The 20,655-nt window shown below is 41.2% G+C and carries 18 protein-coding genes and 1 other annotated feature; of the genes, 6 read left to right on the top strand and 12 right to left on the bottom strand.

Annotation, left to right across the window (positions count from 1 at the left end; all coding sequences use genetic code 11):
• Window positions 1–417: 417 nt before the first annotated feature.
• From clpB to rluD, 3 genes are all read right to left on the bottom strand, one after another.
• Window positions 418–2,991 carry an ATP-dependent chaperone ClpB gene (gene clpB, locus ABLA85_RS16770; RefSeq protein WP_367965495.1) on the bottom strand — a complete coding sequence of 858 codons (2,574 nt, stop codon included), beginning with the start codon at window positions 2,989–2,991 and terminating at the stop codon, window positions 418–420.
• Between the two features lie 129 nt (window positions 2,992–3,120).
• On the bottom strand, window positions 3,121–3,852 hold the full coding sequence (gene yfiH, locus ABLA85_RS16765) for a purine nucleoside phosphorylase YfiH (RefSeq protein ID WP_367965494.1): 732 nt from the start codon (window positions 3,850–3,852) through the stop codon (window positions 3,121–3,123).
• 3 nt (window positions 3,853–3,855) lie between these two features.
• Window positions 3,856–4,833 carry a 23S rRNA pseudouridine(1911/1915/1917) synthase RluD gene (gene rluD / locus ABLA85_RS16760; protein WP_367965493.1) on the bottom strand — a complete coding sequence of 326 codons (978 nt, stop codon included), beginning with the start codon at window positions 4,831–4,833 and terminating at the stop codon, window positions 3,856–3,858.
• A gap of 161 nt (window positions 4,834–4,994) precedes the next feature.
• On the opposite strand from rluD, the gene bamD reads away from it, so the two are divergent.
• The 3 genes from bamD (at window position 4,995) to pheA (ending at window position 7,919) form a co-directional block, all read left to right on the top strand.
• Window positions 4,995–5,717 carry an outer membrane protein assembly factor BamD gene (gene bamD, locus ABLA85_RS16755; RefSeq protein WP_367965497.1) on the top strand — a complete coding sequence of 241 codons (723 nt, stop codon included), beginning with the start codon at window positions 4,995–4,997 and terminating at the stop codon, window positions 5,715–5,717.
• Window positions 5,718–6,026: 309 nt separating this feature from the next.
• Window positions 6,027–6,359 (top strand): ribosome-associated translation inhibitor RaiA, encoded by a 333-nt coding sequence (raiA, locus tag ABLA85_RS16750; protein ID WP_340620777.1) that lies wholly within the window; start codon window positions 6,027–6,029, stop codon window positions 6,357–6,359.
• 193 nt (window positions 6,360–6,552) lie between these two features.
• Window positions 6,553–6,674 (top strand) — a sequence feature (Phe leader region).
• Between the two features lie 90 nt (window positions 6,675–6,764).
• Window positions 6,765–7,919 carry a bifunctional chorismate mutase/prephenate dehydratase gene (pheA, locus tag ABLA85_RS16745; RefSeq protein ID WP_367965492.1) on the top strand — a complete coding sequence of 385 codons (1,155 nt, stop codon included), beginning with the start codon at window positions 6,765–6,767 and terminating at the stop codon, window positions 7,917–7,919.
• Window positions 7,920–7,970: 51 nt separating this feature from the next.
• On the opposite strand, the gene tyrA is transcribed toward pheA, so the two are convergent.
• Complete coding sequence (gene tyrA, locus ABLA85_RS16740; protein ID WP_367965491.1) at window positions 7,971–9,092, bottom strand: bifunctional chorismate mutase/prephenate dehydrogenase; 1,122 nt, start codon at window positions 9,090–9,092, stop codon at window positions 7,971–7,973.
• 5 nt (window positions 9,093–9,097) lie between these two features.
• Window positions 9,098–10,192 carry a 3-deoxy-7-phosphoheptulonate synthase gene (locus tag ABLA85_RS16735; RefSeq protein WP_367965490.1) on the bottom strand — a complete coding sequence of 365 codons (1,095 nt, stop codon included), beginning with the start codon at window positions 10,190–10,192 and terminating at the stop codon, window positions 9,098–9,100.
• Window positions 10,193–10,691: 499 nt separating this feature from the next.
• Here ABLA85_RS16735 and ABLA85_RS16730 point away from each other — a divergent pair, with 499 nt between their 5' ends.
• A complete protein-coding gene (locus tag ABLA85_RS16730) occupies window positions 10,692–12,035 on the top strand; it encodes an anaerobic C4-dicarboxylate transporter (protein WP_367965489.1) in 1,344 nt (447 codons plus the stop codon).
• A gap of 145 nt (window positions 12,036–12,180) precedes the next feature.
• Here ABLA85_RS16730 and rplS read toward each other — a convergent pair whose 3' ends face one another.
• The 5 genes from rplS to ffh all read right to left on the bottom strand — a co-directional run bounded on the left by rplS (window position 12,181) and on the right by ffh (window position 15,700).
• Window positions 12,181–12,534: a 50S ribosomal protein L19 gene (gene rplS / locus ABLA85_RS16725; protein WP_047678702.1), complete on the bottom strand. Its 354-nt coding sequence runs from the start codon at window positions 12,532–12,534 to the stop codon at window positions 12,181–12,183.
• Between the two features lie 64 nt (window positions 12,535–12,598).
• Entirely contained in the window at window positions 12,599–13,351 is a 753-nt protein-coding gene (gene trmD / locus ABLA85_RS16720; RefSeq protein ID WP_367965488.1) for a tRNA (guanosine(37)-N1)-methyltransferase TrmD, read from the bottom strand.
• A gap of 34 nt (window positions 13,352–13,385) precedes the next feature.
• Window positions 13,386–13,934, bottom strand: coding sequence for a ribosome maturation factor RimM (gene rimM / locus ABLA85_RS16715; protein WP_367965487.1), 549 nt, complete (start codon window positions 13,932–13,934; stop codon window positions 13,386–13,388).
• An 18-nt stretch (window positions 13,935–13,952) separates the two neighbouring features.
• Window positions 13,953–14,201: a 30S ribosomal protein S16 gene (gene rpsP / locus ABLA85_RS16710; RefSeq protein ID WP_367965496.1), complete on the bottom strand. Its 249-nt coding sequence runs from the start codon at window positions 14,199–14,201 to the stop codon at window positions 13,953–13,955.
• Window positions 14,202–14,338: 137 nt separating this feature from the next.
• A complete protein-coding gene (gene ffh, locus ABLA85_RS16705) occupies window positions 14,339–15,700 on the bottom strand; it encodes a signal recognition particle protein (protein WP_367965486.1) in 1,362 nt (453 codons plus the stop codon).
• Between the two features lie 215 nt (window positions 15,701–15,915).
• On the opposite strand from ffh, the gene ABLA85_RS16700 reads away from it, so the two are divergent.
• Together ABLA85_RS16700 and ABLA85_RS16695 are read left to right on the top strand one after the other, a co-directional pair.
• A complete protein-coding gene (locus tag ABLA85_RS16700) occupies window positions 15,916–16,707 on the top strand; it encodes an inner membrane protein YpjD (RefSeq protein ID WP_367965485.1) in 792 nt (263 codons plus the stop codon).
• Window positions 16,708–16,761: 54 nt separating this feature from the next.
• A complete protein-coding gene (locus tag ABLA85_RS16695) occupies window positions 16,762–18,054 on the top strand; it encodes an HlyC/CorC family transporter (protein ID WP_367965484.1) in 1,293 nt (430 codons plus the stop codon).
• A gap of 136 nt (window positions 18,055–18,190) precedes the next feature.
• Here ABLA85_RS16695 and luxS read toward each other — a convergent pair whose 3' ends face one another.
• Window positions 18,191–18,706: an S-ribosylhomocysteine lyase gene (luxS, locus tag ABLA85_RS16690; RefSeq protein ID WP_367965483.1), complete on the bottom strand. Its 516-nt coding sequence runs from the start codon at window positions 18,704–18,706 to the stop codon at window positions 18,191–18,193.
• Window positions 18,707–18,879: 173 nt separating this feature from the next.
• Window positions 18,880–20,439, bottom strand: coding sequence for a glutamate--cysteine ligase (gene gshA / locus ABLA85_RS16685; RefSeq protein WP_367965482.1), 1,560 nt, complete (start codon window positions 20,437–20,439; stop codon window positions 18,880–18,882).
• Window positions 20,440–20,655: the final 216 nt, after the last annotated feature.

Here is a 20,655-nt window from a genome sequence, read left to right as displayed (position 1 = left end):
CCACACAGATTGTCTGATTAACTTGTTAAAGAGCGTTGGCAGAAGTTATCTCTCTTCTTGCCTGAGGTGCTGTATCTTACGCCTTCCTCTCAGCGTGTCAAGCCTTTATTTTCGTGGCCTTCAGCTCTTGTCACGCTGATTCATTTGTGTGTTCATCGTGACAACGGAGGCGCATTATAGGGACTTTTGTGATACTGGCAACAGTTATTTTAAAAAAATAACTCAATCGACCACTTTTCATCCAAAACAGGCTTTTTAGATATATTTTTGACCTAACAAATGAAAGAGAGGTGATTTTTTCACCCCTCTTTTTATCTTTGTAAGATTTTTTATATTGCTTAACGATATCACCACTCAATAATTGTCTATAAAAATAACCACCTGTAGAACATCACAAAGTGAATTGAGTAAAAAATGTTATTGTCTTGCAATAATATGGTCATTTTCCAAATCTAATGTGACCAATTTACCTGGCATCAATTTCCCTGAAAGGATCTGCTGAGCCAGCGGATTTTCAATCTCTTGCTGAATAGCTCGTTTTAATGGGCGCGCTCCATATACCGGATCAAAACCAGCGTCACTCAGTTTTTCCAAAGCTGGTAGAGTCATTGTGATTTGATAGCCACGTTCTTCCAAACGTTTATATAGACGCTGTAATTGGATATTCGCAATAGATTTCAAATGTTCTTTTCCTAGTGGATGGAATACAACAACTTCATCAACTCGGTTAATGAACTCAGGCCTGAAATGGCGGCCAACTATCTCCATCACCATCTCTTTCATTCCTACATAATCCAGTGCGCCAAAATGCTCCTGAATCATGTCTGAACCTAAGTTAGAGGTCATAATTACAACGGTATTACGAAAATCTACTGTTCTTCCTTGACCATCAGTCAAGCGACCATCATCCAAGACTTGTAGCAAGATATTGAAAACATCTGGATGAGCTTTTTCAACTTCATCTAATAAAATGACAGAGTAAGGGCGACGACGCACTGCTTCTGTCAGATATCCCCCTTCTTCATACCCAACATATCCGGGAGGAGCACCCACTAACCTTGAAACGGCATGCTTTTCCATAAATTCAGACATGTCGATACGTACCATTGCATCGTCACTATCAAACAGGAAATTAGCCAACGCCTTACATAACTCAGTTTTACCAACCCCTGTTGGCCCTAAGAACATGAAAGAACCTATCGGGCGGTTTGGATCGGACAGACCAGCACGGCTACGACGAATTGCATTCGACACAGCATCAACGGCCTCATTTTGCCCAATTACACGTTTGTGTAATTCATGTTCCATGCGCAATAATTTATCTTTTTCACTTTCCAACATTCTGGATACAGGGATTCCCGTCCAGCGAGCAAGAATTTCAGCAATTTCAGCATCAGTAACTTTATTACGCAACAGCCTCATTGGATGACTTTCTGCTGTGGTGGCAGCAGTAAGAAGTTTTTCCAATTCGGGAATTTTTCCGTACTGAATTTCTGACATTTTTGCCAAGTCACCGCTACGACGGGCTTTTTCTAACTCAATACGTGCATTTTCTAATTCAGCCTTGATGTTTTGAGTACCAGTAAGCTCGGCTTTTTCTGCTTTCCACTCTTCTTCCAGCTCAGAATATTCTCGTTCTTTTTCCACCAGCTCTTCATTCAACATATCTAAGCGCTTTTTACTGGCATCATCCGATTCTTTTTTTAAAGCCTGCTGCTCAAGTTTTAACTGAATAATTCGACGTTCCAGACGATCTAATGCCTCTGGCTTAGAATCCATCTGCATACGCAGACTGGCTCCAGCTTCATCAATTAAGTCAATCGCTTTGTCAGGTAACATACGATCAGAAATATAACGATGAGATAATGTCGCCGCAGCAACAATTGCTGGATCAGTGATTTGAACATGGTGGTGCAACTCATAACGCTCTTTAAGGCCACGTAAAATAGCAATAGTGTCCTCAACAGTAGGCTCCGCAACATAAACTTTCTGGAAACGGCGTTCTAAAGCTGCATCTTTCTCAATGTACTGACGATATTCATCTAATGTTGTCGCACCAACACAGTGCAATTCACCTCGTGCCAGTGCGGGTTTCAGCATGTTGCCAGCGTCCATAGCACCATCAGCTTTACCTGCACCTACCATCGTATGTAATTCATCAATGAACAGAATGACCGAACCTTCCTGTTTAACGAGATCATTCAAAACACCTTTCAAACGTTCTTCAAATTCGCCACGGTATTTAGCCCCCGCCAACAATGCTCCCATATCAAGAGATAGTACACGTTTATTTTTCAGTCCTTCAGGAACTTCACCATTAACAATACGTTGTGCCAGCCCTTCAACGATAGCTGTTTTCCCAACCCCAGGTTCACCAATCAGTACAGGATTATTCTTGGTTCGACGTTGTAATACCTGAATTGTTCGACGAATCTCTTCGTCACGTCCTATCACGGGATCTAACTTACCTTGTTCAGCCCGTTCAGTTAGATCAATTGTGTATTTTTTCAGGGCCTGACGTTGATCTTCGGCACCTTGGTCATTAACTTTTTCGCCACCACGCATCTTTTCTATGGCCTTAGTGATTTTATCTTTAGTTGCACCCGCGGCTTTCAATATGTCACTTAATGTGCCACGCTCTTCTAACGCTGCAAGAACAAAGAGTTCAGAAGAAATGAAATTATCACCTGCTTTTTGAGCAAGCTTGTCGCACAGATTTAAATAACGTCCTAACTCATTGGATACCTGCACATCACCGCCACTACCTTCCACTTTCGGAAATTTATCCAAAGCCAGGTTAAGCCGATCATTCAAGTTACCCGTATCAATCCCTGCGGACATTAATAAAGGACGAACGGAGCCTCCCTCCTGGTTAAGCAATGTGCTCATCAAGTGGACAGGTTCAATGAATTGATTATCACGCCCTAATGCAAGAGATTGGGCGTCAGCGAGAGCAAGCTGGAATTTATTGGTAAGACGATCCAGACGCATAACACCTCCAATACTGGTCAGAATTTGCTACTGGAGATTAAATAAGGTCATTCCTTAAATATTCAAGGTATTCTGAAAAGTTAATTGGAGACTTTATGCTATGCACCAAAGATCGTCCTGCGAGATAGGTTATCTCAACCAGATTAAAGTTGCCATACGTCCGGTGATACCATCACGACGATAAGAAAAAAAGTTCTTCTCCTCGGAAACCGTACAAGCAGTACCCCCAAAAATTTCATTTATTCCAATAGACTGCAACTTTAATCTAGCCAGTAAATAGATATTTGCCAAAAATTTAACACCATAAGGTGTAAAAGCTTGTTCCAGATTTGGATCGGTTGCTATAAAGGCGTCCATTACCTCACGCCCGACTTCAAATTTTCCAGGGCCAATAGCTGGCCCCATCCATGCACAGATCATGTCAGGTTTTGCACTGAATTGAGCTACCGTATTTTCCAGCACGCCGGCACATAATCCACGCCAGCCTGCATGAGCTGCTGCAACTTCATCGCCATTACTGGAACAAAAAAGTACAGGCAAACAATCCGCTGTCATTACAGCACAAACCTGCCCTGCTCTATTTGTGTAAACAGCATCAGCCCGTTTATCTTCCACTAATTGATCATCCAATCTGATGACACGCGTTCCGTGTACCTGATTCAACCAGATAGGTTGCTGCGGTAGATGAGCATATTCAACCAAGAGTTCGCTGTTCTTCTCTACGCATTCAGGGTCATCCCCAACGTGACCACCTAAATTCAGCCCATCATAAGGGGGCAGGCTGATACCTCCCATCCGGGTTGTACTACATGCACCAACGCTTTCAGGTTGTGCCCAGTCAGGAAAAATGAGTGGTGCCATTACCTACCAATCCATCTCGTCTTTGAAAGTTTCAGCATCTGCCTTCATTACATCAATAAGTCTAACCATGTCATCCGGTAACGCTGCGTGCCATTCCATTTCAATACCTGTTATCGGATGATAAAGACGTAACATAGTGGCATGCAATGCCTGGCGATCAAAGTTGCGCATCACTTCGCGAAATTCTTCAGAAGCCCCTTTCAGAGGACGAGGCCGACCGCCATATAGCGGGTCACCAACCAGTGGATGTTTAATATGGGACATATGCACACGGATTTGGTGTGTTCTGCCTGTTTCCAGACGCAAACGCAAACGAGTATGCGCCCGGAAATGTTCCATGATTCGGTAGTGAGTCACTGCTGGTTTACCCATTGGATGAACAGCCATATGCGTCCGTTTTGTTGGGTGACGGGATATCGGTTCCTCCACTATTCCACCCGCAGTCATATGTCCCAAAGCGATAGCTTCATATTCACGGGTAATTTCACGCAATTGCAAGGATTCCACCAAACGAGTCTGCGCTGGTACTGTTTTTGCGACAACCATCAGACCCGTAGTGTCTTTATCAAGACGATGCACGATGCCAGCACGGGGAACATCTGCAATTTCAGGATAACGATATAGCAGAGCATTCAATATTGTACCATCAGGATTCCCAGCACCAGGATGTACAACCAAATCACGTGGTTTATTAATGACCAGTATATCGTCATCTTCATAAACAACATTTAGTTCAATATCTTGTGGCTCCCAACGAGTATCCTCTTCAATAATAGCATCAATGGAAATTTCTTCGCCGCCCAATACTTTTTCTTTTGGCTTATTAATCAATTTGCCGTTAACCTGAACTTTGTCGTGCAAAATCCACTCTTTTATCCGTGATCTTGAATAATCAGGGAACAATTCAGCCAAAGCTTGATCTAAACGTTGACCAAGCTGAGATTCAGCGACTGTTGTATTAAGTCGTATTTGTTGTGCCATATATAATTTCTATATTTTACGTTGAGTTTTGACGGCGAGGCCGTTTCATTTAAAATAGTGTACTATTGTAACTCTATCTTTTGCCGGGAGCTTCACGGATAGTCCTTCGCGGATAGTCTCCCAGAAAACAATCAGAGGGTAATCAACACGTGATGATTCGCATGAAATATCTGTTGGCTTCGGCCACATTGAGTCTAGTTTTATCTGGATGCTCCAGCAACAAAGATGCTGTTCCTGATATCCCACCATCTCAAATTTATTCAAATGGGCAGGAAAAACTACAAAACGGTAACTATAAATTGGCTATTAAGCAATTGGAATCCCTTGATAACCGCTACCCTTTCGGGCCGTATTCTCAACAAGTTCAGCTTGACTTGATCTATTCGTATTATAAATCAGCAGAATTTCCTCTCGCGCTTGCATCTGCTGAACGTTTCATGCGTCTGAATCCAACCCATCCTAATATCGACTACGTACTGTATATGCGGGCTCTGGTGTTACAAGCGATGGATGATAATCTCTTACAGGATTTTTTGGGGATTGACCGTTCAGACCGTGATCCTGAAAATGCGCGAGCGGCTTTCCGCGATTTCAAACAGTTAGTGCGCTACTATCCTAACAGTCAATATGCTGCAGATGCTTATAAGCGTTTAATTTTCCTCAAAGAGCGTTTAGCTAAACATGAGCTTGCAGTTGTGCAATATTACACTAAACGTGGTGCTTATGTGGCAGTTGTCAATCGTGCCGAACAAATGTTACGTGATTATCCCGATACGCATTCAACCAGAGAATCTCTGACTTACATGGAGAAAGCATATCAAGCATTAGGGCTTAAAACCGAAGCAGATAAAGTTGCAGCATTAATTGCAGCTAATCCGGTATAGAGTTTCAAAAAAGTATCAAATAACAAAAACAGCAGTTATCTGTATAGCTGCTGTTTTTTTGGCATCATTACCCCGTGAAACCAATTTAAATTTTGGAATTGTTAACTGAGTTGATAATACCATAACTAATCGATAATGACGTATAACGCCTCTCTTAGCAACAAGTATTACCCATATCTTTATTGTGAATCACAATTTCACCAATCCACTTCTAAATCTCTTAATAAAAGTGATTTAGATCATTCTTTTTCCGTAAAAGAGCGTTATGCTGAAGTCATCGAAGACGGAGTAACATAAAGAGGTAACTATATGTTAGTAAATATTACCAGCAAACAAATGGAAATTACCCCCGCAATTCGTAGCCATGTAGAAGACCGTCTAAACAAGTTGAATAAATGGCAAGTTAATCTAATCAATCCACATATTGTACTTTCAAAAGAACCCCAAGGATTCTTGGTTGATGCCACAATCGGCACACCAAATGGTACATTAGTTGCCAGTGCCAAACATGAAGATATGTATGCAGCTATCAATGAGTTGCTGACAAAATTAGAACGCCAACTTAATAAAGTTCAGCATAAAGGAGAAGCTCGTCGAGCAGATCATAGTGTGAAAGAGTCCAATCTTAATTTAGAGATGTAACTACCATTTTTATTTTCTTAGCGCGCTCAATGAGCGCGTTTTTACTGACTTCCTCCTTCAATACCCAATAGATTTCAAGATATAACTAATAAAACTGCAACTTAAAAAACAACGGGTATGTTGACATACCGCACCAAATAGGTTAATTAAAGAATACTATTCATTCTGCAAAAAATAAGATATATACAGACGATATGATTGCTACCTTGTTCCTCTCCTTTTTCTTTTTTGCCTTCCCATGAGGAGGTTTTTCGTTTTAAAAATAAAAAGAAGATGAACAGAAAAACCTCCCTACCGATGGGAGGTTTTTTATTTTATAGGCCACAGCTTATATACCCAATAGACTTAAGACAGTAATTTGAAAGATAAAAATTATTTCTATAATAAAAATGTCAGGAATATACTATGGAACAAGATTTAATTAACCTCCGTCAAGAAATTAGTGATATTGATGCAAATTTACTGGATCTACTCGCAAAACGCCGACAATTAGCCAGTGACATTGCACAAACCAAACTTCTCGATCATCGCCCGATACGAGATAAAAATCGAGAACGGGAACTACTGGATGTGTTAATTAATAAAGGTAAATCTCGAGGGTTAGACGGATTTTATATTACCCGCTTGTTCCAAATGATCATTGAAGATTCTGTATTAACACAACAAGCATTGTTACAGCAGCATCTGAACCAAACACCTTATGATACCGCCCGGATTACCTTTCTTGGTCCCAAAGGCTCTTACTCTCACCTTGCCGCACGCCAATTTTCCGCACGCCATTTCAATCAATTAATTGAATGTAGCTGCCACAAATTTGCAGATATCTTTTCATTAGTGGAACTTGGCCAAGCGGATTACGGTATTCTGCCTCTCGAAAATACCAGTACCGGAGCAATCAATGATGTTTACGATCTATTACAGTACACCCCATTATCTTTGGTCGGGGAGATCACTCTACCTATCAACCACTGTTTACTGGTTGCCAAAGAAAGTGATACTTCGAAAATAAAGACGGTATACAGCCATTCCCAACCTTTCCAACAATGCAGCCAATATCTCAATCAATTTCCAGACTGGAATATTGTCTACTGTGAAAGTACAGCTGCTGCTATGCAGAAAGTAACCGAATTGAATTCCCCAGAAGTAGCAGCATTGGGAAGTGAAGCCGGAGGAGCGCTTTATGGTCTACAGGTTTTAGAAAATAATCTGGCAAACCAACAAAACAACAGTACTCGGTTTATTGTTGTCGCCCAAAAACCTATTGAAGTATCAGATCAGGTTCCCGCTAAAACAACTTTTATCATGTACACAAGACAACAGGCAGGTGCTCTGGTCGATGCACTCATTATCTTAAAAAAACACGATATTATTATGAGTAAATTGGAGTCACGCCCAATAAATGGTAAACCGTGGGAAGAGATGTTTTATATTGATGTTCAAGCCAATTTGCGTTCTATGAAAATGCAACAAGCGCTTAAGGAACTATCTGAAATTACTCGCTTCTTGAAAGTATTGGGGTGTTATCCCTCAGAAAACGTGATCCCAGTAGATCCATTCTAAGATAGAAAACCGGATGGCAACATCCGGTCTCCTTTCTCCATATTCAAACTATTATACCCGGCTATCATTGGCTTGCTGTAAAAGCGTTCTACTTTCTTTCATAAATCGATTGGCCTCATCACCAAACCATTCACTCACCTGATTAAAACTCGTAATAAATGCTGTTTTGTCCTTATTCTCCAGTAATTCCAAGGCTTGTCCGAAGCTCTGGTGATAACGACGGATCACCTCAATATTTTCAGAACTGGACATAATAATATCAGCATATAACTGCGGATCTTGCGCAAATAACCGCCCAACCATGGCGAGTTCCAGCCGATAAATAGGTGAAGACAGTGATAATAATTGCTGCAAGTCGATATTTTCTTGTGCAAGATGTCGGCCATAAGAAAACGTCGTGAAGTGACGTAATGCCTGAATAAAACTCATGTTTTTATCATGCTGTTCCGCACTGATTTTATGTAATCGTGCACCCCACACCGATATTTGTTCCAAAAACCATTGATATGATTCTGGTTGGCATCCATCACAGTAAACAACAACCTGTTTAGCAAAACTTCCCACATCAGGCCCAAACATCGGGTGTAATCCCAAAACTGGTCCTTTATGCACATCAAGCATAGCCTGAAGTGGTTTCTGCTTAATAGAAGCCAAATCTACCAAGATACATTGTTCTGGCAAGGGTGGTAAACGGTGGATAATCGCTTCAGTTAAATGGATTGGTACGCTGACGATGACCATACCAGCATCAGCTAATATATGTTCAGCCTGATCCCAATCATCTGCCTCAAGGGTCCGAATCTCATAACCTGACAAGGTCAGCAATCGATTAAATAACCTTCCCATCTTCCCAGAACCCCCAACAATAACGATAGGCCCCATTTGAAAGTTGAGTTTTTTAAAGCCCTTATCATTTTCACTGACATAGGATTCCCGCATAATACGGCGCAGAATATCTTCAATTAAGTCTGGAGAAATCCCCAATGTTTCTGCCTCTTGACGGCGAGAAGCTAACATGCTGGCCTCTCGTTCAGGTGCATATATCGGCAAGCCAAGTTGACTCTTAATTTCCCCCACTTCCGCTACCAGAGCCATGCGTTTAGCCAGTAAGCTCAATAGAGCCTTATCTACCTTATCAATTTGCTCCCGCAATTGAGATAATTCTGCTGCCATATCAATTATCCTGCCTGTTGCATCATTATGTTACGTTTTGATAAGTGAGGTTTGATTTGCCGATGTAAATTTCTTAATAGCTGTTCAGTCATCTGCCAACTGATACAAGCATCAGTGACTGATACCCCATATCGCATTTCAGAACGAGGTAATTCTGAAGACTGGTTCCCTTCATTAATATGGCTTTCCAACATAATACCAATAATGGATTGGTTTCCAGCCATAATCTGTTCAGCAACAGAATCCACCACGACGCTTTGACGGCGAAAATCTTTATTAGAATTGCCATGACTACAATCAATCATCATTGATGGCACCAACCCCGCCTCAATCATTTGATTTTCGCAGTCACACACATGTTCAGGACCGTAATTAGGTTCTAACCCACCACGCAAGATTACATGACCGTTCGGATTCCCCTGAGTTTGTAGCAGACAAACTTGGCCTGACTGATTTATTCCCATAAAGCGATGTGGCATAGCAGCGGCTTTCATGGCGTTAATGGCCGTATTTAAATTACCATCAGTGCCATTTTTAAAACCTACTGATACAGATAACCCTGAGGCCATCTCACGATGAGTCTGGGATTCTGTTGTTCTTGCTCCGATTGCTGACCAACTGAAAAGATCACCCAAATATTGGGGGTTATTAGGATCAAGCGCTTCATTTGCCAATGGCAATCCCATTTCTACTAAGTTCAGTAATAAACGGCGGGCGATATGTAACCCAGCATCCATATCAAACGATCCATCCATATAAGGATCACTAATTAAACCTTTCCAACCAACTGTGGTGCGGGGTTTTTCAAAATAGACACGCATAACAATATACAGGCAATCACTTAGTTCGGCAGAAAGTGATTTCAAGCGATGAGCATAATCAAGGGCAGCTTCTACATCATGAATGGAGCACGGGCCGCATACTACCAGCAAACGAGGATCATTGTGATGGATGATATTGGCAATAGTATTACGTGCGTTTGTAATGGCATGCCGATCGCTGCTACTCAATGGATATTTTTGCTTCAGCTCTTCTGGTGTAATAAGAATCTGCTCATCAAGAATATGAATGTTATTAAGCGCATCTTTTTGCATGATCATTTTTCATACCTGTTTTGTTTGTCTGTTTAACGTTGTTTTTAATGTTTGACAAATAACATACCATGCTTCGTAAAGAATACAATCCAATCGTTTATATATTTTTACGACAATGTAAACTATGATTTACATAACATTTATTTCGTAATTAAAATTAATAAATATATTAATAATTTCAATATATTTTAATTTTCACAATAAATATATTAGTTATCATTAATGTTAACAATTGAATCATAAAGTTTCACAACAACACTTACAATAGAAATATTTTATTTACCATTCATAATTTATTTATAAGAAAGATAAATTACTTTTAAAATCATGTGGTAAAAATAAGATCTCAATCCCATTTTTATATTTTTATTTTCATAATATTAATATGCGTTTTTTGTGTTGGATTGAAACTATAAAACAACACTTATATAGAATAGTTGAATAACTCTGCTTAAAACGGCTGAGTTATCAGCTTTTATTTCTTACTCATTTATTAAGGATAGATATGATAACGCTGCAATTTGCCATAATAATTATATGCTTATTGATAGGTACGCGTTATGCGGGCATGGGATTGGGGCTGATCAGTGGTATCGGACTTTTTATACTGACATTTGTTTTTGGATTGGAACCAGGTAAGCCCCCAGTTGATGTGATGCTCACTATTCTTGCCGTTATCGGTTGTGCATCAGTGTTGCAAACTGCCGGCGGGCTAAACGTCATGATGCAATGTGCTGAACGTCTTCTACGCCGCCATCCGCAACATATTACTATCCTGGCTCCACTAACGACATGGATGTTAACGTTCCTCTGTGGTACTGGTCATGTAGTCTATACCATGTTTCCAATCATCGGTGACATTGCCTTAAAAAAAGGTATCCGCCCTGAACGTCCAATGGCTGTTGCTTCTGTTGCCTCTCAGATGGCAATTACAGCTTCTCCCGTTTCTGTTGCTGTTGTTTCTTTAGTGTCAATTATTGCTGCCAGTCATGGTATTGGGCGTATTTACGGAATCTTAGAAATTCTGACAGTTTCAATTCCTGCATCACTGACAGGAGTGATACTTGCTGCACTATGGAGTTTGCGTCGTGGCAAAGATTTGGATAAAGATGAAGAATTCCAAGAGAAAATTAAAGACCCCAAACAACGTGAGTTTATCTATGGCAGTTCAGAAACCTTATTAGATCAAGTATTTCCTAAACAAGCTTACAGAGCAACCTGGATCTTCTTCGCCGCAATTGCAGTGGTAGTATTGTTTGGTGCATTTACAGAATTACGCCCTTCTTTCGAAATCAAAGGAGAATTAAAACCGCTTTCCATGAATCTGGTTATCCAGATGATGATGTTAATTGCTGGTTCTATTATTTTAATAACATGTAAGGTCAAAACCAGTGAAATCGCCAATAGTGCCGTGTTTAAAGCAGGAATGGTTGCGATATTCTCGGTCTTTGGCGTGGCATGGATGAGTGATACGTTTTTCCACACCCATTTAGGCGAACTGAAACTGGTATTAGACAATGTCGTACAAACAAGCCCCTGGACTTATGCGTTAGTATTGTTCCTGGTATCAAAGTTGGTTAACAGCCAAGCCGCAGCTTTAACTGCAATCGCACCAATGGGATTACAACTTGGTGTTGATCCTAAACTTTTAATCGCATTCTTCCCGGCAGCCTACGGCTATTTTGTTTTACCCACCTACCCTAGTGATCTGGCATGTATTGGGTTTGACCGCTCCGGGACAACAAGGATCGGAAAATTTATCATCAACCATAGTTTCCTTGTTCCGGGCTTGATTGGTGTCTGCAGTGCTTGTGCTGTGGGGTATATTTTAGTGAGTACCTTTATGTAATTTGCTCTGTATGCTCATAATATAAAAAAGCTCATAAAAATAACTCTCTGATTGCGCGCTATTTATTTTTCTACAAAAAACCGGATAGTAAAAGGCCGGAAAATTCCGGCCTTCAACGATAACTTTCGGATGTAGCAAAAGCGTATTATTTAGCGTTCAGACGCTCTTTAATACGAGCCGCCTTACCAGAACGCTCACGCAGGTAGTACAGTTTAGCTCTGCGAACAGCACCACGACGTTTAACGCTGATGCTGTCTACGACTGGGGAGTGAGTCTGGAATACACGCTCAACGCCTTCGCCGTTAGAAATCTTACGAACAGTGAATGCAGAATGCAGACCGCGGTTACGAATCGCGATAACCACGCCCTCGAATGTCTGCAGACGCTTTTTAGAACCTTCAACGACCCATACCTTAACTTCCACGGTATCACCCGAACGGAATGAAGGTACGTCTTGCTTCATCTGCTCTTGTTCAAGTTGTTTAATAATATTGCTCATAATAACTCTCTTACCCTAGGTAAACTGATATATCAAAGACATTCCTTCATAGGATATGTCTGGATTAATTCGTCGCCTGATCCTGATATTCCCGCTGGAATTCAGCCAGCAACATCCTTTGCTCGTCAGTCAGAGCTAGGCTTTCTAGAAGTTCGGGCCTTCTTAACCAAGTGCGGCCAAGCGATTGTTTCATGCGCCAGCGATTAATTTCTGCATGGTTTCCTGATAGTAAAACAGGCGGAACTTCCATCCCATCCAACACTTCAGGGCGGGTATAATGCGGACAATCCAATAGCCCATCAGCAAACGAGTCTTCCTCTGCCGATGCCTGACGACCCAATACTCCAGGAATAAACCGGGATATAGAATCAATCATTGCCATAGCCGGGATTTCTCCCCCACTGAGAACGTAATCACCAATAGACCATTCTTCGTCAATTTCGGTTTGGATGACACGCTCATCAATACCTTCATAACGACCACAAACCAGAATTAATTTCTTGTTTACCGCCAGTTCACAAACTCCCTGTTGATCAAGTTTGCGCCCTTGAGGTGATAGATAAATCACCTTTGCATCAACACCTGCCGCAGCTTTGGCAGCATGGATGGCTTCCCTTAATGGTTGCACCATCATCAGCATGCCTGGACCACCGCCATAAGGGCGATCATCTACAGTACGATGCCTGTCGTAGGTAAAATCCCTCGGACTCCAGCAATCGACACTAAGCAGGCCATTTTTCACTGCCCGACCAGTTACCCCGTAATCGGTTATTGCGCGGAACATTTCAGGAAACAGGCTAATCACCCCAATCCACATACAGCGTCCCACTCCTAAACCGTTTTACCGGAGATTAAAAACCAGGATCCCAATCTACTTCAATAGTTTTAGTAGCGAGATCAACTTTCTTGATAACCTGCCCATCAAGAAACGGAACTAACCGCTCCTTGATACCGAATGCATCTTTCAGGTTTGCCTTTATCACCATGACATCGTTAGACCCTGTTTCCATCATATCTTGGACGGTTCCAAGGTTATAACCAGCCGTATTAGTTACCTGGCATCCCATAAGGTCTTTCCAGTAATAATCACCGGCTTCCAGTTCTGGTAATTTAGATGAATCCACCACTAATTCACAGTTAGTGAGTAAATTCGCGGCTTCCCGATCATCAATACCTTTGATTTTGATGATCATATCCTGATTGTGGTATTTCCACGCTTCCAGATCAATGTGTTGCCATTGACCAGCACGCTGGATAAACCATGGTTGATATTCAAAAATGTCTTCGGCTTGTTCGGTGGAAGAAAAAACTCTGAGCCAACCACGTATGCCATACGCTGACCCCAGTTTTCCCAACACGATTGGATCAACAGGGTACTCCAGGCCAGATTGTTTGCTCATTGTTACCACCGCGACAGATTAAGCTGCTTTTTTAGCGTCTTTGATCAGTGCAGCAACACGATCAGACACAGATGCACCCAGACCAACCCAGTGTTCGATACGGTCCAGATCTAAACGCAAAGTTTCAGCTTTCCCTGATGCGATAGGGTTGAAGAAACCAACGCGCTCAATAAAGCGACCATCACGCGCACTGCGGCTGTCAGTCACTACTACTTGATAAAACGGACGCTTTTTTGCGCCGCCACGAGCTAAACGAATTGTTACCATAACATCCTCATTAGTTAGCAAAACAACCAGACTCCATCGAGGAATGGAGTCCGGCTGTCCATTAAAAAGCCCGAAAATTTTACTCACTTTGGCGCAAAAAGCAATCCAAAGAGCATTTTCTTTCGAAATTTTGTTGATTATCGCCCCATAAGCCCAGGTGGCAACATACCTTTCATGCCACGCATCATTTTCGCCAGGCCACCATTCTTCATCTTTTTCATCATGCGCTGCATTTCATCAAACTGTTTCAGTAAGCGGTTGACATCCTGCACCTGTGTACCAGAACCCATTGCGATACGACGTTTGCGTGAGCCTTTGATAATTTCTGGTTTTTCACGCTCTTTGCGGGTCATTGAGTTAATGATGGCTTCCATTTTAACCAGAATTTTGTCATCCATTTGGGATTTAACCGCATCAGGGACCTGGGACATACCTGGCATTTTGCTCAACATGCTTGTCATGCCACCCATATTGCGCATTTGTTTAAGCTGTTCGAGAAAATCATTTAAATCAAAACCATCCCCTTTCTTCAGTTTTGATGCCAGCTTTTCCGCTTGAGTGCGGTCAACCTTACTTTCAATCTCTTCAATCAGTGAAAGCATATCCCCCATTCCCAAGATCCGGGATGCGATACGATCAGGATGGAAAGGCTCCAAGGCATCAGTTTTTTCACCGACACCAAGGAACTTAATTGGCTTGCCTGTGATATGTCGAATAGAAAGAGCGCCACCACCACGAGCATCACCATCAACTTTGGTCAGAACAACTCCTGTTAATGGCAGTGCTTCATTAAATGCTTTTGCCGTATTCGCAGCATCCTGCCCCGTCATTGCATCGACAACAAACAAAGTTTCGATAGGGTTAGCTGCAGCGTGAACTTCTTTAATTTCATCCATCATAGCTTCATCGACATGCAGACGTCCTGCGGTATCGATCAAAAGCACATCGTAGAATTTCAGCTTAGCGTGTTGGGTTGCTTTGTTGACAATATCAACTGGTTTTTCTTGCGGATCTGATGGGAAAAAATCAATTCCAACAGTTTCAGATAATGTTTCAAGCTGTTTGATCGCTGCCGGACGGTATACGTCAGCAGAAACCACCAAGACTTTTTTCTTATTTTTTTCTTTTAGCAGCTTGCCCAATTTTGCGACACTGGTTGTTTTACCAGCACCTTGCAAACCTGCCATAAGAACCACCGCAGGGGGTTGTACAGCAAGATTTAGCTCGCTGTTTACCTCCCCCATCGCCTTCACTAGTTCATTTTGAACTATTTTGACGAATTCTTGTCCAGGAGTTAGACTTTTGTTAACTTCGTGCCCTACCGCGCTTTCTTTGACTCTTGAAATAAAATCACGCACTACAGGCAATGCAACATCTGCTTCAAGTAAAGCCATGCGAACTTCACGCAGCGTATCTTTAATATTATCTTCAGTCAGCCGTCCACGACCGCTGATATTGCGCAATGTGCGCGATAGTCTGTCAGTTAAATTATCAAACATTGTCTCAGCTCAGATATCTACAAGTGGGTCTACCTGTAAGGCAAATTTAGCGGATTATAACACGATGATGATGTAATCTCTGCAAAGAGATTCCCAACTATAGCTAACAACGGTTGGAGGCTATCTCTGCTGACGGTATACTTGAATTTTGAGTTAACTTTAGCACTATTAACTCTAACACTTTTTCTAACACTATTGCGAAAACGAAAAACTTTATGCAGGTATTTTCAATCATTGCCTTACTTGCTTATCTCATTAGCCTGATGCTTATCGTACCGGGCTTATTACGGCAACAAAACAGCTATCAAAAACTGGCTCTATTTTTCGCAACTGTTGCACTGATCAACCATGCGATAGCCTTAAAGTATCAGGTTTTTCATGTCAGCAGTGGCCAAAACCTAACTCTATTGAATTTAGGCTCTATTGTCAGTTTACTCGTCTGCATTATTATGACTATTGTTGCCTTTCATGGCCGTGCATGGTTTTTACTGCCCATTATTTACAGTTTTGCCATGATAAATTTGATTCTGGCCAGTATGATGCCTGGTGAATTCATTACACATCTTGAGAAGAGTATCGGGCTATTTATACATATTGGGTTAGCATTACTTGGGTATGCCACTCTACTTATTGCCGCACTTTATGCATTACAAGTTGGCTGGCTGGATTACCGACTGAAAAAGAAAAAACTGACTTTTTCTTCTGGCATACCTCCATTAATGACCATTGAACGCAAAATGTTTCGCATTACCCAAATCGGCGTAATCTTACTAACATTGACGTTATGTACAGGCATCATGTATATGGATGATATTTTCAATAAAGAAAATATCCATAAATCGGTTTTGTCTATCATTGCATGGTTTATCTACGTCATCCTGCTCTGGGGACACTACCATGAAGGATGGCGCGGCAAACGTGTCATTTGGTTCAATCTGATTGGTGCATTTATCCTGACGCTTGCTTTTTTCGGCAATCGGTTATTACAGGAATTCTTGATTTATTAAGTAGTAAATAATCACTGTAGCCAGTTTATATAAACATTAGGAAGGAATTCTGCTTTGGAGCATGTCTCAACAGGCACATTAATTATTATTCTTGTCATCATGGTTATCATTTCTGCCTACTTTTCTGCCTCAGAAACTGGCATGATGACAATAAACCGTTATCGCTTACGTCATTTGGCAAAACAAGGTAGCAATTCCGCACGGAGAGTCGAATCACTACTCAGCCATCCTGACAGGCTAATCAGCCTGATTCTAATCGGTAATAACCTTGTCAATATCTTGGCATCTTCACTGGCTACCATTGTTGGCATGCGTCTTTATGGTGATGCAGGGGTTGCAATTGCAACCGGTATACTGACCTTCGTGATTCTGGTTTTTGCTGAAGTTATGCCCAAGACGATCGCAGCGCTCTATCCGGAAAAAGTTGCATTCCCAAGCAGCTTTCTACTGCGACCTTTACAAAAGATCATGCTGCCTCTCGTTTGGGCATTTAACAAGATCACTTTGCTGTTTATGCGTTGTCTGGGGATCAAAATTTCCGACATTCGCAATGACGCGGTTAGTAAAGATGAGCTTCGGACGATTGTGAATGAATCAAACACCAATCTCTCGCGCCGCAACCAGGATATGCTTATCTCAATACTGGATCTTGAAAAAGTCACTGTTGGCGACATCATGGTGCCCCGTAATGAGATTGTTGGTATTGATATTAACAGTGACTGGAAATCTGTTATACGGCAGTTGACTCATTCACCACACGGCAGAATAGTGTTGTACCGGAATTCTCTGGATGATGCTATTGGTATGCTACGAGTACGTGAAGCCTATCGTCTGATGATGGAGAAAAAGGAATTCACGAAAAAGAACTTGATCAAAGCAGCAGATAAAATTTATTTCATTCCCGTTAGTACTCCATTGAATACCCAGTTAGTTAACTTCCAACGTAATAAAGAAAAAGCAGGCTTAATCGTTGATGAATATGGAGATATTCAGGGATTAGTCACTGTAGAAGATATTCTGGAAGAAATTGTCGGAGAGTTTACCACTTCTATGTCTCCTACTCTGGCAGAAGAAGTCTTACCACAAAGTGATGGCACTGTTTTAGTTGATGGCACCGCCAATATCCGTGAGTTAAACAAAGCATTTGGCTGGACATTACCTGCTGACGGGCCAAGAACAATGAATGGTATGATCCTGGAAGAGTTGGGCGAGATCCCCGAATTGAATGTTCAGGTACAAATTAATGAGTATAATTTTGAAATTCTTTCTGTGAATGACAATGTTATTAAAAAGGTACGTGTAATTCCGATGAAACAGGAAAAAGAGAAAAGTATTAAAATTCAGTAAAGAATAACTCAAAATTGCAAATCTGGCCGTAAGACAAAATTTTTACGGCCAGTATAGCGTATGCAATATCAGTTATAGTTTCTTAAAAAGATGCTTTTAGAAAAAAATATTACAACAAATTAGCACCGTCTTTCTACTACACTTGTAGCTCAACCAGTTTTTCTTCCGGCAAAGCCAATTCATCATTTTGGTTAATACGAACATCTGCATCAAGAATGTGGCGAGCGATATCTTGTGCTTCTTGCAGAGAGTGCATCTGATACGTACCACATTGATAAATATTCAACTCAGGGATTTGCTTCTGATCCTGAACTTTCAATACATCAGCCATAGCAGCTTTCCAAGCTTCCGCTACTCTAAGTTCAGCTGGTGCACCAATCAAGCTCATGTAAAAACCAGTACGGCATCCCATTGGAGAAATGTCGATAATCTCAACACCCTCACCATTCAAATGGTTACGCATAAAACCGGCAAACAAGTGTTCAAGTGTATGAATCCCTCTTTCCGGCATGACCTCTTTGTTAGGAATGCAAAAGCGCAAGTCAAATACCGTGATAGTATCACCATGGGGTGTTTTCATCGTCTTGGCAACTCTAACGGCTGGCGCAGACATCCGGGTATGGTCAACTGTAAAACTGTCCAATAAAGGCATGATCCTACCTCCTCAGGCATCAGATTTTTTTGCAAAAATTTTTTCAAATAGATGAAACCTTTTTATTTACGGCTGGTCTTAAGATATGAAGACGCGCAAAATTGTTATCATCCTTATTTTTCTAAGAGACTTTATTTGGTTTCGGCCACCAAACGGTGGCCATTTTTCTTTATCTAAGACTCAGCATGTAATTTTAGATAATCTTCAAAACTTATACTGTCTTGTTGTTCCAGATAATGTTGCCGTTCTACCGAAATTTGACGTTCCACAGAAAAACGCTCATCATTCAATATACTATACGGTTCATTAACCAGTTCCAGATAATACTTGTTTGCCAGTTCTAGACCAAAGCCAACAATCCCCTGAGTTTTCATTCGATCTAATACACGGGCTGAAAATGTTAATGATGGGTCCTCAAACAGACCAACCAACTCTCTACAGACTGACTGATATTGCGTTCCAGAGCAGCTATCCAAGACCTCAGCGACACGCTCTAAATCTGCAAATAACTCCTGTCCAACTATCTTCAGTGGCTGTTGCTTTGCTCCACAGCCAATACCAATATCCAAGTTTGGTCTGCGTCCTTCCAGGATCACCTTATTCCAGTTTTTACGACAACAGTCCAACTCTTCATCACTCATTTTAGGTGAATCGGCTACAGCACACCATATCAAGAATAGATCGAGAAAACGGAGCTGTGTTTCATCAACACCAATCGCTGTGAATGGATTTATGTCCAGAGAACGAACTTCTATATATTCTACACCACCACGAAGTAAAGCATCGGAAGGTGATTCCCCTTCTCCAGTTACCCGCTTAGGACGAATCGGTGCATATAGTTCATTTTCTATTTGAAGAACATTGGTATTGAGTTGTAGGTACTTACCCTCTTTTTTAAGCCCCAGAGCTGCAAATTCTGCTGATGGCTTATGAATTGCTTTCTTCAAGCCCGCAACATACGTATGAAGATTGTTGAAAGTAATATTCAGATCACTCTGTGATTTGTTGGTATACCCCAAATCACTCATCCTCAAAGAAGTCGCATAAGGTAAGTAACAAGTTCCTTTTTCTGTCTGTTCAAAGGATAACGCAGTATCTCTTCCACGTAAAAATGAGGAGCAAATCGCCGGGGATGCACCAAACAAATAAGGGATTACCCAACCAAATCGGTAATAATTACGGATCAGTTTAAAATATCCGTCCGAAATTTGTTCTTTTCCACTTTCAGCATCTTTTACACCTAACCACGCCTGCCAAAAACTTATCGGCAATGAAAAATTATAGTGCACGCCAGAGATAGTTTGCATTAATGCACCATAACGATTTTTCAATCCCTCTCTATACAGAGTCTTAAAGCGCCCTATATTCGACTTGCCATATTGCGCCAGAGTGATGTCTTCTTCCTTATCAATGAAGCATGGCATACTCAAAGGCCAAGTCTTTTCATTTATCAGATTTTTCGCAGTATATCGATGTAAATCTTTAAGAAAATCAAGGGTTCTTTTTATATCACTATCAACAGGAGTAATAAACTCCAATAAAGATTCAGCAAAATCGGTTGTAATCCATTTATGTGTTAAAGAAGCACCAAGTGGTTCTGGATGCTTTGTCATAGCTAAATGACCATCTGGAGTAACACGCAAAGTTTCACGCTCAACACCGCGACAAATACCATCTAAAACGGTTGGGTTTGCCTCTAACCATGACAATGCTTTTGATACATCCGGGATCAATTTGACCTCCCGTGGAGTTTTAAGAAGATTATTACTGAGCGTTTACTTTATATCAAACAAGTCAAGTTGTCGCTGATTACGTAGTCCTGATGATATGTTATTGAACAAACTATAATCATCGAATGGTAAAGAAAATATAATGTATAACAGAATAAAAATGAAAAACCCCTGTCTTGATAAGACAGGGGCTCACTCAAAATGGCGCATCCGGGAGGA

The sequence above is a fragment of the Xenorhabdus sp. SGI246 genome (assembly GCF_040838225.1).
GTDB lineage: Bacteria > Pseudomonadota > Gammaproteobacteria > Enterobacterales > Enterobacteriaceae > Xenorhabdus > Xenorhabdus indica.
This window is presented reverse-complemented; position numbering and strand designations above follow the sequence as displayed.